The 12,182-nt window shown below is 68.4% G+C and carries 10 protein-coding genes; 7 read left to right on the top strand and 3 right to left on the bottom strand.

Annotation, left to right across the window (positions count from 1 at the left end):
* Positions 1 to 253: 253 nt before the first annotated feature.
* Positions 254 to 2,584 (bottom strand): heterodisulfide reductase-related iron-sulfur binding cluster, encoded by a 2,331-nt coding sequence (locus ACTMO_RS0118790; RefSeq protein ID WP_019856221.1) that lies wholly within the window; start codon positions 2,582 to 2,584, stop codon positions 254 to 256.
* 479 nt (positions 2,585 to 3,063) lie between these two features.
* On the opposite strand from ACTMO_RS0118790, the gene ACTMO_RS0118795 reads away from it, so the two are divergent.
* Positions 3,064 to 3,387, top strand: coding sequence for a DMT family transporter (locus tag ACTMO_RS0118795; RefSeq protein ID WP_019856222.1), 324 nt, complete (start codon positions 3,064 to 3,066; stop codon positions 3,385 to 3,387).
* A complete protein-coding gene (locus ACTMO_RS0118800) occupies positions 3,384 to 3,971 on the top strand; it encodes a TetR/AcrR family transcriptional regulator (protein WP_019856223.1) in 588 nt (195 codons plus the stop codon). Before ACTMO_RS0118795 ends, ACTMO_RS0118800 begins: the two co-directional genes overlap by 4 nt.
* 40 nt (positions 3,972 to 4,011) lie before the next feature.
* On the opposite strand, the gene hisG is transcribed toward ACTMO_RS0118800, so the two are convergent.
* Complete coding sequence (hisG, locus tag ACTMO_RS0118805; RefSeq protein ID WP_019856224.1) at positions 4,012 to 4,884, bottom strand: ATP phosphoribosyltransferase; 873 nt, start codon at positions 4,882 to 4,884, stop codon at positions 4,012 to 4,014.
* Positions 4,885 to 5,263: 379 nt separating this feature from the next.
* On the opposite strand from hisG, the gene dnaK reads away from it, so the two are divergent.
* The 4 genes from dnaK to ACTMO_RS0118825 all read left to right on the top strand — a co-directional run bounded on the left by dnaK (position 5,264) and on the right by ACTMO_RS0118825 (position 9,722).
* Entirely contained in the window at positions 5,264 to 7,138 is a 1,875-nt protein-coding gene (gene dnaK, locus ACTMO_RS0118810) for a molecular chaperone DnaK (RefSeq protein ID WP_019856225.1), read from the top strand.
* Between the two features lie 74 nt (positions 7,139 to 7,212).
* Positions 7,213 to 7,914, top strand: coding sequence for a nucleotide exchange factor GrpE (grpE, locus tag ACTMO_RS0118815; protein ID WP_019856226.1), 702 nt, complete (start codon positions 7,213 to 7,215; stop codon positions 7,912 to 7,914).
* 147 nt (positions 7,915 to 8,061) lie between these two features.
* A complete protein-coding gene (gene dnaJ, locus ACTMO_RS0118820) occupies positions 8,062 to 9,261 on the top strand; it encodes a molecular chaperone DnaJ (protein ID WP_019856227.1) in 1,200 nt (399 codons plus the stop codon).
* Complete coding sequence (locus tag ACTMO_RS0118825; RefSeq protein WP_019856228.1) at positions 9,258 to 9,722, top strand: heat shock protein transcriptional repressor HspR; 465 nt, start codon at positions 9,258 to 9,260, stop codon at positions 9,720 to 9,722. Before dnaJ ends, ACTMO_RS0118825 begins: the two co-directional genes overlap by 4 nt.
* Before the next feature lie 108 nt (positions 9,723 to 9,830).
* Here ACTMO_RS0118825 and ACTMO_RS0118830 read toward each other — a convergent pair whose 3' ends face one another.
* Positions 9,831 to 10,934, bottom strand: coding sequence for an FAD-binding oxidoreductase (locus ACTMO_RS0118830; protein WP_026449399.1), 1,104 nt, complete (start codon positions 10,932 to 10,934; stop codon positions 9,831 to 9,833).
* Positions 10,935 to 11,237: 303 nt separating this feature from the next.
* Between ACTMO_RS0118830 and ACTMO_RS21505 the strand changes: the two genes are divergently transcribed.
* On the top strand, positions 11,238 to 12,122 hold the full coding sequence (locus ACTMO_RS21505; protein ID WP_019856230.1) for a pyridoxamine 5'-phosphate oxidase family protein: 885 nt from the start codon (positions 11,238 to 11,240) through the stop codon (positions 12,120 to 12,122).
* Positions 12,123 to 12,182 lie beyond the last annotated feature (60 nt).

Raw genomic sequence — 12,182 nt, forward strand, 5'->3', positions numbered from 1 at the left:
ACCCCTTCGGCCACCACGGTACTCATGGCCCGAGTCTGCCGCGAGTGGCCGAGTGTTCGGCAGGCCGCGACGATCTTTCACCCCATCGGATGGCCGGGTGGACACGAGAAGGGGCCGGGCTCGCCCGAGCCCGGCCCCTTCCCCGCCGTGTGGAAAATCCCGCGCGGAGGACCGCGTCCGGTCGTGCCGAACCGGTGCCGCCGCGCGGACGTCTCCCACCCGGAGTGTGTCATCCCGGTGGGAGACGGTGTTCTCAGCCCTCGGCTTTGTCCTCGCCGGAGGCCGAGGCTCCGCTGGTCCCGGTACCGCCGGAGGTCGAGCCCTCGGCCGTCGCCGAGGCCGGGGCCTTCCCGTTCGTGGACGGCTCGCCGGACTCCCCACCGGAAGCCGAGGCCGTGTTCTCGCCGCGTTTGACCGACTGCAACAGCAGCTGGGCCACGTCGACGACCTCGACGTCCTCCGAGGCGACCTGTTCGTTCTGCCGGGTGGTCATCCCGTCGGTAAGCATGACCTTGCAGAACGGGCAGCCGGTGGCCACCTTCGAGGGTGCCGTGCCCAGGGCCTCGTCCACGCGGTCGAGGTTGATCCGCTTGCCGGTGTGCTCCTCCATCCACATCCGGGCGCCGCCGGCGCCGCAGCACATGGCGCGGTCGGCGTGCCGGGGCATCTCGCGGAACGAGGCGCCCGAGGCGTTGACCAGGTCACGCGGCGGTTCGTAGACCTTGTTGTGCCTGCCGATGTAGCACGGGTCGTGGTAGGTGACGTCCTCGGCGACCGGGGCCACCGGAACCAGCCGCTTCTCGCGCACCAGCCGGTTGAGCAGCTGGGTGTGGTGCACCACCTCGTAGTTGCCGCCGAGCTGGCCGTACTCGTTGGCGAGGCTGTTGAAGCAGTGCGCGCAGGTGGCGACGATCTTGCGTTTGCCCGGTTCGCGGCCCTCGAACACCGAGTTCAGCGTTTCCACGTTCTGCTCGGCCAGGGTCTGGAAGAGGAACTCGTTGCCCGCGCGCCGGGCCGGGTCGCCGGTGCAGCCCTCCTCCGGGCCGAGCACCACGTACTTGACGCCCGCGATGTGCAGCAGTTCGGCCACGGCCTTGGTGGTCTTCTTCGCGCGGTCCTCGAACGCGCCCGCGCAACCGACCCAGAACAGGTACTCGACGTCCTCGTCCAGTTCCCCGTCGAACACGGGAACCTCGAAGTCGAGGTCCTCGGTCCAGGCCAGCCGGTCCTTGTTGTTCTGGCCCCAGGGGTTGCCCTTGTTCTCCAGGTTCTTGAACATCCCCCCGAGCTCGGTGGGGAAGTTCGACTCGATCATCACCTGGTAGCGGCGCATGTCGACGATGTGGTCGACGTGCTCGATGTCCACCGGGCACTGTTCGACGCAGGCACCGCAGCTGGTGCAGGCCCACAGCACCTCGGGGTCGATGACCCCGGCCTCCTCGGGACCGCCGACCAGGGGGCGTTCGGCCTCGGCCAGCGCCAGCGCGTCGATCCTGTCGAGTCGCTGCTGGGCGTCGTCACCGGTGATGCCGACCTCCTGGCCGGTCATCGTGTCCTTGCGACCGCCCTCCAGCAGGTAGGGGGCCTTGGCGTGGGCGTGGTCGCGCAGGCTGGTGATCAGCATCTTCGGCGACAGCGGTTTGGCCGTGTTCCACGCGGGGCACTGGGACTGGCAGCGCCCGCACTCGGTGCAGGTGGTGAAGTCCAGCCAGCCCTTCCAGGAGAACTCCTCGACCTGGCCGACACCGAAGATGTCGTTGTCCGGATCGGGATCCTCGAAGTCGATCGGCTCGCCGCGACTCATCATCGGCTTCAGCGCGCCCAGCGCGGTCCGTTCCGGGTCCCGCTTGAAGTAGATGTTGAAGAAGGCGGTGAAGCGGTGCCAGGCCACGCCCATGGTGATGTTGGCGGCGATGACGATGACCCAGATCATCGCCGAGAGGATCTTGAACGCGGCGAACACCGACACGGCCAGTTCGCTGGGGGGCAGCACGCTGCCGAGGGCGTGGCTGATCGGGGCCGACCACACCGGGGCGTGGAACAGGTCGGAGGAGACCTTGAAGGAGCGCAGCCCCATGATGCCGACGCCTTCGAGGATGACCACGGCCTCCACGAAGTAGGCCTGCCAGAAGTTGGACCCGGCGAAGCGGGAGACGCGTCCGGCGCGGCGCGGGTGGTTGAGCTGGCGTACCGCGCTCAGCCAGATCCCGCCGAGGATCGTGGTCACTCCGAGGATTTCGACCAGCAGGTTCCACGGGCCGAAGGCGCCCAGCCACGGGATCTCGAAGGGCGCGTGGAAGACTTCGCCGTAGGCGACGAGGACGCTCAGGCTGAGTCCGCCGAAGCCCACCATGACGAACCAGTGGGCGATGCCCACGTGGCTCCACTTGAGCATCCTGGTGTGCCCGAGGACTTCCTTGAGCATGTTGCTGAACCGGGCGCCGAACGGCCCCTTGCGGTTCGGGTCCGGTTGTCCGAGCCGGATGGAGGAGATCATCCGGCGAACCGTCCTGACCACCATGACCACCGCGACGACGGTCACGGCAAGACAGATCAGGCCCAGGACGAGCTGTAGGGCTACCATGCTCGTGGCCTCCTGTTCGCGGGTTTGAACACCGAGCGTAAACCCTATTACTCGCCGGTAACCATTGGGGTTTCCGCTCGTGGTGGAAACAGTCGGGGATTGTGCGAGACGCTATCGCGAAAGACCAGTCCGGCAACAGTTCGGCACCCTTCCCGCCGTGACACGACAGGGTGGTTCCTCGGGTGGCGGTGCCGCTCGGCGGGGCGTTTTGCCCGCATGAGCCAGGGTCCCTCCCACGGGGGACGCTCGGGACGCGCCCGCGCGGGCAGCGGTGCGATTTTCGCCACGTGCGGGGCGCGGAGGACTCTTCAGGGTGACGGGCGGGTCTCTCAGCTCCTCCTCACCGGGAGCTTCGTCCATCCGTCGCACGGTGTGCTCGACACGTCCTCGGGGGAGGGGTATATTCAGAAAATGGAACACCTGTTCAATTTATTGTCGTTTCGTCGTCCCATGGGGAGACGGCGACACTCGGAGGTTTCGTGGTCTACATCGTCTTGGCGGCGGCGATACTGTCGGAAGTGCTCGGAACGATCTCGCTGCGCTTCGTCGAGGGGCTGAGCAGACCCCTGCCCCTGATGCTGGTGGTGCTCGGATACGGGGCGGCGTTCGTCGCCCTGGCCAACGTCCTCCGCATGGGCATCCCCGTGGGAGTGGCCTACGCGATCTGGTCCGGAGCCGGAGTCGCCCTTGTAGCGCTCATCGGCGCGATGTTCCTGAACGAGAGCATCACCGCGACGCAGCTGCTGGGAATCGCGCTCATCATCGGTGGGGTGGTCGCGCTGGAACTCGGAGGAGCACATTGACCGCATCCCCCGGCCCGCGGGAGCGGACCGACGGACGTCGTGCCAAGGGCGAACGCAGACGCCGCGCGATCATCGACGCCACCCTGCGCGTGGTCGAACGGGACGGGATCGCCGGGGTCAGCCACCGCAACATCGCGCGCCAGGCCGGGGTTCCCCCCGCCTCGGTCGTCTACTACTTCGACAGCATCGACGGGGTGTTGGTGGCCACGCTGTTGGAGAGCTGCGAGACCATGATCGCCGAGCTGCGGGCCCTGGCCGACGAGGTCGTCGACTCCGAGCACTGGGTGAGCACCACGGCCGAGCTGCTGTCCCGGATGGTACGGGAACACCGCGGGCGCACCCTCGCCGAGTACGAGCTGTACCTGCTGGCCGCCCGGAGACCGGCGCTTCGCCCGGCGGCGCGGCGCTGGATCGAGGTGGCGGCCGGGCACGTGCACGAGACCGGCAGCAGGGACCCCGGTGCGGTGCGGGCGCTGCTGGCCACCATCGACGGTCTGCTGATGCAGGCGCTGATCGCCGAGGAACCTCCCGGCCCCGAGGTGTTCCGCCCCGCGCTGGCCGCCCTGGTGCACGAGCGGGCCTGACTCCACGACCCCGCGTGCGCGGGCCGCTCACGGGGCGGGATCAGAGCCGGCAGGCCTCCAGCCTGGTGACCAGGATCTCGGTGGCCCCCACCTCGGCGAGGCGGTCCATCACGCTCTGGACGTCGTCGCGGGGGACCATGGAGCGCACCGCGACCCAGCCCGGTTCGGTGAGACTGGACACCGTGGGGGACTCCTTGCCCGGGGTGATCGCGGTGGCCGTCTCCAGCGCGGACTGCGGGCAGTTGTAGTCCATGACCACGTAGCTGCGCGCGTCGAGCACGCCCCGCAGGCGTTGCAGCAGCACCCGCACCGCCTGCTCCCGTTCCGGGGTGAGCGGGTTGTCCGCTCCGCGCACGAGCACCGCCTGGGAACGCATGATCGGTTCCCCCAGCGTCTCCAGACCCGCCGCGCGCAGCGAGGAGCCGGTTTCCACCACGTCGGCGATGGCGTCGGCCAGCCCGAGTTCCACGGCGGTCTCCACCGCCCCGTCCAGCTCCACGGTGTTGATCTCGATGTCGTGTTCCCGCGCGGCCTGCTCGACCAACAGCGGGAACGAGGTGGCCACCCGTTTGCCGTCCAGGTCGCGCACCGAACGGATCGGTCCTCCGGAGGCCGCGGCGAAGTAGAACTCGGAACCGCCGAAACCGAGCGGGAGCAGTTCCGTGGTGTGGGCGGCCGTGCCCGCCCCGGCCAGCAGGTCCTGGCCGGTGATGCCCACGTCGAGGATCCCGGCGCCCACGTTGCGGGCGATGTCACTGGCCCGCCAGAAGATGAACCGGACGTTGTTAGCCCGGTCCTCGGCGAACAGGGCCCGATGTTCGCGGTGCAACCGGTATCCGGCCTCGTCGAGCAGTTGGGTGGTCGGACCGTGCAGCGATCCCTTGTTCGGGACGGCGACGCGCAACATCAGCATCCTCGAGTACGGCGTGTGCCCTGTGGTGCTCCATCCTACGGGGCCCGCGCGGGAGGGCCGCCCGTGGCCGCCGGAACGCGCGGCCCGTTCCACGGAGGGTGCCCGAGGTCGCGGGCCGGCCGGATTCCGCGTTCGCCGAGACGGGAATCCCCGGGGAGACTCCTGACGTCACACGGCTCGCACCGCCGGTCACGGGGCTTCGTCACACTCTTTCGGGAACACACGCGGGACCTCCCGCGTTGTGAGGGCAGAAACCTTGAGTTTCTGTGACTCAAGCCCGGTTTGACGAGCGGGTCGCTGTTTCGGTATGACTTGAGTCAGCAAGACTCAGGAGTCATCAGTCCTGGACGCGGAATCAACACAGTGGAGGAGACTTCCAATGGGGCGAGCGGTCGGTATCGACCTGGGGACGACAAACTCCGTCGTTTCCGTACTGGAGGGCGGTGAGTCCACGGTCATCGCCAACTCCGAGGGGGCGCGGACCACGCCCTCCATCGTCGCGTTCGCGAAGAACGGTGAGGTACTCACCGGTCAGCCGGCCAAGAACCAGGCCGTGACCAACGTCGACCGCACCATCCGGTCGGTGAAGCGCCACATGGGCACCGACTGGAAGACCGAGATCGACGGCAAGGAGTACACCCCGCAGGAGATCAGCGCCCGCGTGCTGATGAAGCTCAAGCGGGACGCCGAGGCCTACCTGGGCGAGGAGGTCACCGAGGCGGTCATCACCGTCCCGGCCTACTTCGAGGACGCCCAGCGCCAGGCCACCAAGGAGGCGGGCCAGATCGCCGGGCTGGACGTGCTGCGCATCGTCAACGAGCCCACGGCCGCCGCGCTGGCCTACGGCCTGGACAAGGGCGAGAACGACCAGCGCATCCTGGTCTTCGACCTCGGTGGCGGGACGTTCGACGTCTCCCTGCTGGAGATCGGCGAGGGCGTCGTCGAGGTGCGTGCCACCAGCGGTGACAACCACCTCGGTGGTGACGACTGGGACGAGCGCATCGTCGAGTGGCTGGTCGACAAGTTCAAGGCGCAGAACGGCATCGACCTGACCAAGGACAAGATGGCGCTGCAGCGGATCAAGGAGGCGGCCGAGAAGGCCAAGATCGAGCTCTCCAGCTCCGCGCAGAGCAACATCAACCTGCCCTACATCACCGTCGACGCCGACAAGAACCCGCTCTTCCTGGACGAGACCCTGACCAGGGCGGAGTTCCAGCGGATCACCTCGGACCTGCTGGAGCGCACGCGCAAGCCCTTCGAGGCCGTGCTGCGTGACGCCGGCATCGGCGTGAACGACATCAACCACGTGGTGCTGGTCGGCGGCTCGACCCGTATGCCCGCCGTGACCGACCTGGTCAAGGAACTCACCGGCGGCAAGGAGCCGAACAAGGGTGTCAACCCGGACGAGGTCGTCGCCGTCGGCGCCGGTCTGCAGGCGGGTGTGCTGCGTGGCGACGTCAAGGACGTGCTGCTGCTCGACGTCACGCCGCTGTCCCTGGGCATCGAGACCAAGGGCGGCATCATGACCAAGCTGATCGAGCGCAACACCACCATCCCGACCAAGCGCTCGGAGACCTTCACCACGGCCGACGACAACCAGCCCTCGGTGCAGATCCAGGTCTTCCAGGGCGAGCGCGAGATGGCCGCGGAGAACAAGAAGCTCGGGATGTTCGAGCTGACCGGCCTGCCCCCGGCCCCGCGCGGTGTGCCGCAGATCGAGGTCACCTTCGACATCGACGCCAACGGCATCGTGCACGTCAGCGCCAAGGACCAGGGCACCGGCAAGGAACAGTCGATGACCATCACCGGCGGCTCGGCGCTGCCGAAGGAGGACATCGACCAGATGATCAAGGACGCCGAGGCCCACGCCGAGGAGGACCGCAAGAAGCGGGAGGAGGCCGAGACCCGCAACCAGGCCGAGTCGATGGTCCACCAGACCGAGAAGGTCCTGTCCGACAACGACGACAAGCTGCCGGACGAGACCAAGCAGAAGGTGCGCGGCGCCATCGACGAGGTCAACCAGGCGCTGAAGGGCGAGGACACCGACGCCATCAAGTCGGCGGTGGAGAAGCTGGCCACCGAGTCCCAGTCGCTGGGCCAGGCGCTGTACTCCGAGGCCGGTGGTGACGCGACCGCCGCGGCGGGCGCCGCCGGTGACGCCGGTCAGACCGCTTCGGGCTCGTCCGAGTCCTCCGGTGCTGACGATGTGGTGGATGCCGAGGTCGTCGACGACGAGGACGAGAAGAAGAAGTGACTGCGAACAGGCCAGAAGAGGACCGGGACGCACAACAGAACCCCGGTACGCGGGAAGAGGACGAGCAGGAGCCCGTGGTCGTGCGGGACAAGCGCAGGATCGACCCGGAGACGGGCACGCCCCGTCCCTCCGGGAAGGACGACTCCGAGGGCGCACGCTCCGGTGAGGTGACCGACAGCATGTCCGGAACGCTGGACGACGAACTGGCCAAGGTCGCCGCCGAGGCCGACGCCGTGGAGACCGCGGCCGAGGCCGCGGGAGCGGAGGCCGCCTCCTCGGACGCCGAGGCCGAGCTGCGACGTCAGGTCGACGAGCTGACCGCCGACGTCAAGCGGGTCCAGGCCGAGTACGCCAACTACCGCAAGCGGGTCGAGCGGGACCGGGAAACCGTGATCAACAACGCCAAGGCGTCGGTCGCGGAGTCCCTGCTGACGGTGCTGGACGATCTCGAACGTGCCGAGGCGCACGGAGACCTGACCGGCCCGTTCAGGGCGGTCTCGGACAAACTCACCTCCGCGCTGCGCGAAGCCGGTCTGGAAGGTTTCGGCCAGGAGGGCGAGGAGTTCGACCCGAGCGTGCACGAGGCGGTTCAGCACGAGACCTCCCCCGAGGTCAGCGGGCCCACCGTGACCACGGTGCTGCGTCGTGGCTACCGCTTCGGTGATCGGGTGCTGCGGCCGGCGATGGTCGCGGTGACCGATCACGAGCCCGCCGCCGAGGGCGACGGCGACGCTGTCGCGGCGGATTCCCAGGGTGAGACTTCCGAGCAAGGCTGAGTCACGAGACTGCTGAGGAACTGCCGTGTTCAGTAACTGTTGGGCGAGCGGGCTCGCTCGCGTGTTCCCTCGGGAACGGCCGTTCGTTCCGGGGAACCGGTCGTCACGTGTAGGGAAGGATCATCGAGCCGAAGGGAGGGACGTCCGGTGAGTGCCAGGGAATGGCTGGACAAGGATTTCTACGCCGAACTGGGCGTTTCTCCCGACGCCTCGGCCGACGAGATCAAGAAGGCGTACCGGAAGCTGGCCAGGGAGAACCACCCCGACGCCAACCCCGGAGACACCAAGGCGGAGAGCAAGTTCAAGGCCGTCTCCGAAGCCTATGGTGTGCTGTCCGACCCGGAGAAACGCAAGCAGTACGACGAGGCCCGCAGGCTGTTCGCTTCCGGCGGTGGCGGTGGCCACGGCGGATTCGGCGGTTTCGGCGGCGGTGGATTCGGTTCCCGGCCGGGTCCCGGCGGGGCCGGATTCGATCTCGGTGACCTGTTCGGGGGCCCGAGTGGCCAGACCGGCGGACTCGGCGACCTGTTCGGGGGCCTGTTCGGCAACCGTGGAGGCGCCGGAGCCGGTACGCGCAGCAGGGCGACCCGAGGCTCCGATGTGGAGACCGAGGTCCGCATCGACTTCGTGGAGGCGGTGAAGGGCGCGACCGTCCCGTTGCGCCTTTCCAGCCCCGCCACCTGCTCGACCTGTCACGGTTCCGGTGCGCGGCCCGGAACGAGTCCGCGCACCTGCTCGACCTGCGCCGGACAGGGCGTGGTCACGCGCAACCAGGGGGCCTTCGCGTTCAGCGAGCCCTGCCCGGACTGCCGGGGTCGTGGACGTGTGGTGGACCAACCCTGTTCGGAGTGCCGCGGGGAGGGAGTCAGCACCCGCACGCGGACGTTGACGGTGCGGATCCCGCAGGGGGTCTCCGAGGGACAGCGGATCAGGCTGGCCCAACAGGGAGAGCCGGGGAGCAACGGCGGACCCGCCGGGGATCTGTACGTGGTGGTGCACGTCAACCCGCACCGCGTCTTCGGACGGTCGGGTGACGATCTCACCATCACCGTGCCGGTGACCTTCCCCGAACTGGCTCTGGGCACTACGTTGACCGTGCCGACCCTGGAGAGCAAGGTCTCGGTGAAGGTCCCGCCGGGGACCAACAGCGGACGCACTCTCCGGGTGCGCGGCAAGGGAATCGGCAGGAAGGACGGCAGTAGCGGGGATCTGCTGGTGACGCTGCAGGTGGCCGTTCCGACCAAGTTGAACGGCAAGGCGACCGAGGCGTTGGAGGCCTATGCTGCGGCCACGGCTCAGCACGACCCGCGAGCCGAGCTGAACGAACTGGTCCGGAGGGCGGAATGACCGCGCGTGAGGAGGCCTCGGACCCGAGGGCGTCGGTGGGGTTTCCCCCCGGCGCCACCGAGGACACACCGGTTTTCGTGATCTCCGTGGCGGCGGAACTGTCCGGGCTGCACGCCCAGACGTTGCGCAGTTACGACAGGCTCGGCCTCGTTTCGCCGGGGCGTACTCCCGCGGGAGGCCGGCGTTACTCGGCTCGGGACATCGCGGTGCTGCGTGAGGTGCAGCGCCTCTCCCAGGAGGAGGGGGTGAACCTGGCCGGGATCAAGCGCATCATCGAGCTGGAGAACCAGGTCGACGCACTGCGCGGCAAGGTTCAGGAGCTGACCGAGGAGCTGGCCGCGGCACACGCGGCGGCCGAGCAGGCCGCGGCGCGGGTGCACGCCTCCTACCGGCGGGATCTCGTTCCCGTGCGGCGGGAGACCGCGCTGGTCGTGTGGAAGCCGGAACGCCGCGGGCGCTGAGCGGACGAACACGAGCACCACAGGGTGGCGGCGGAAACTCCGCCGCCACCTTTTCGTGTCCCGGCCCAGGGTTCACAAGGTGGGCCGTCGCGGCCCGGGCCGGGAGGATCAGTCCAGGGTGAACGGGTCGTAGTGGATGCGTTCCAGCGGGGTTCCGGCCACCAGCATCCGGGAGACGGTGGCGCGGATCATCTCCGGGGAACCGCTGACCAGCACGTCGTGGTCCTGCCAGGCTCCCCGTCGGGTGACGGCGTCGGCGAGTGTTCCCTGCTCGGCGCCCTGGGCGGAGGGGTCGTCCTCGAGCACGGGGACGACCTTGAGCCAGGGGTTGCTCATCGCCGCCTGTTGCAGGTTCCGCAGCTCGTGGAGGTCGTCCCTGGTGCGTCCTCCGTAGAAGAGGTGGACGTTCGGGTTGTCTCCGTACTGGGTGAGTTCCTCGACGATGGCGCGCAGTGGGGCGATCCCGGTTCCCCCTGCGACCATCACCACGTCGCGTTCGGAGTGGCGGTCGACGGCCAGTCGCCCCATGGGGGCACCCATGCGCCACTGGTCGCCGGGTTGTGCGTGGCCCACGATGGCGCGGCTGACCCAGCCGCCCGGCACCGAGCGCACGTGGAACTCCATGGTCCCGTCCTCGGAGGGCGGGTTGGCCGGGGAGAGGTAGCGCCACAGTCGGGGGCGTTGGGGAACCTCCACGCTGACGTACTGTCCCGCCTGGTAGGGGACCGGGTACTCGGGTTGGACGCGCACCACCGCCAGGTCCCAGCTGAGGCGTTCGTGGTGGACGACCTCGCCGTTGTACCAGGCGGGGCCGTCGTCGGCGGCGGCCGCGTTGTTCATGGTGGTGGCCATGAGCGTGTAGGCCTCGGCCCAGGCCCGTTCGACCGAGTCGGTCCAGCCCTCGCCCGCGTACCGTTTGATGGCGGCCAGCAGCGCCGTCCCGACGGCCTCGTAGTGCTCCGAGACCACACCGAACTTGCGGTGGTCGCGCCCCAGCTGTTGCAGGAAGGGGGTGAGTTCGTCGGGACGATCCACCATCTGGACCACGTGCACCAGGGCCCGCAACAGTCTGCTGCGCTGCACCTCCATGTTGACCGGGAAGAGTTCCCTGGTCGCTGGGGCGATGCTGAACAGCATGCTGTAGAAGAAGCGGGAGACGTCCTCGGCGTGGGGTTCGACCTCGGCCCAACTCTGCCGGATGAGTCGGACCATGTTCGCTGCGTGGGCCGACTGGGTGTGGTTCTGCCCGTCGTCGGGCTGTTCGGGTCGTAAAGCGGCGTTGGCTGTCATGACTTTCGGGCGAGTTTCTCCACATTGGCGGCCGGCGCTGCGGCGCGGCGTCCGTGTACATGTCCCCCGACTGCCAGAGACTCTAACCCGTTTTTCGGGGTGTGTGATCCTTGATGACACCTTCGAGTGGAGCTTCGACACGCTTCGTCAATAAGGGCTCACACAGTTGAGTTGTTTTCGCGTTAGGGTCTTGCGTGTTCTTCGACACATGACACGGTGAGGCGCGTGATCGCGGACTGGTTGACCTCCTCCGCCGGGGCCGTTCGCCCCGGCGGCACGGCGAAGGCCGAACTCCTGGAGCTGGAACTCGCGGAATGCACGCTTCCCCCGCGCAGCGGCCGAACGTCCGGACACGAAGAGTCCGTCGTCGCGGGGAACCGGGTGTCGGAAGCCCCCACACGGCCGGTCATGCGTGCCGTCGACCCCGCCGTGGACAGCGGTTCGACGGGCGGTGCCCCCGTCGACCCCTTTCCCGACGGCAGGGGGAACCTGCCGGGTTCCTCCGGGGAACACCTGCTGCAGCACGCCTACGACACGGTCAGGCGGGCCCGTCGGTTCTACGACGAGCAGGTGCTGGACCACCTCAACCCGCGGATGAAGGAGTTCGTGGCCAAGACGGACCTGGCCTTCATCGCCACGGCGGACAGCCACGGCGAGTGCGACTCCAGCCTGCGCGCGGGACCGCCGGGTTTCGTCGTGGTCCTCGGCGACCGTCATCTGGCCTATCCCGAGTACCGGGGCAACGGGGTGATGGCCAGCCTCGGCAACATCAGTGAGAACCCCCACGTGGGCATGTTGTTGGTGGACTTCGTCACCGAGCTGATCGGGCTGCACGTCAACGGCAAGGCCCGCATCCTGGAGGACGCCGACCTCCGGGCGATCCACCCCGGACTGCCCGCCGAGTTCGAACGGGGCCGCAAACCCGAACGCTGGGTGGTCGTGCAGGTGGAGGAGGCCTATATCCACTGCCGCAAGCACATACCCCGCATGGAACCGGTTCCCCGGAACCGGGCCTGGGGCAGCGACGACGTCAAGCGCAAGGGCGGGGACTACTTCGAGGCCAAGGGAACTCCCCGGCCGTGGCACGGCACCCAGCCCCAGCGGGGGTGAGCACCGGCGGGCCGACGCTGCCGTCACTCCGTGGTGTGGACGCGGGAGGCCCCGACACGG

This window comes from Actinopolyspora mortivallis DSM 44261 (assembly GCF_000384035.1).
Lineage (GTDB): Bacteria > Actinomycetota > Actinomycetes > Mycobacteriales > Pseudonocardiaceae > Actinopolyspora > Actinopolyspora mortivallis.

What these genes read in the sequence shown, in the direction of transcription:
- ACTMO_RS0118790 (WP_019856221.1), bottom strand. Translation starts at nt 2,584, where the DNA reads ATGGTAGCCCTACAGCTCGTCCTGGGCCTGATCTGTCTTGCCGTGACC.
- ACTMO_RS0118830 (WP_026449399.1), bottom strand. Translation starts at nt 10,934, where the DNA reads ATGGTCCGACTCATCCGGCAGAGTTGGGCCGAGGTCGAACCCCACGCC.
- dnaK (WP_019856225.1), top strand. Translation starts at nt 5,264, where the DNA reads ATGGGGCGAGCGGTCGGTATCGACCTGGGGACGACAAACTCCGTCGTT.
- ACTMO_RS0118825 (WP_019856228.1), top strand. Translation starts at nt 9,258, where the DNA reads ATGACCGCGCGTGAGGAGGCCTCGGACCCGAGGGCGTCGGTGGGGTTT.
- hisG (WP_019856224.1), bottom strand. Translation starts at nt 4,884, where the DNA reads ATGCTGATGTTGCGCGTCGCCGTCCCGAACAAGGGATCGCTGCACGGT.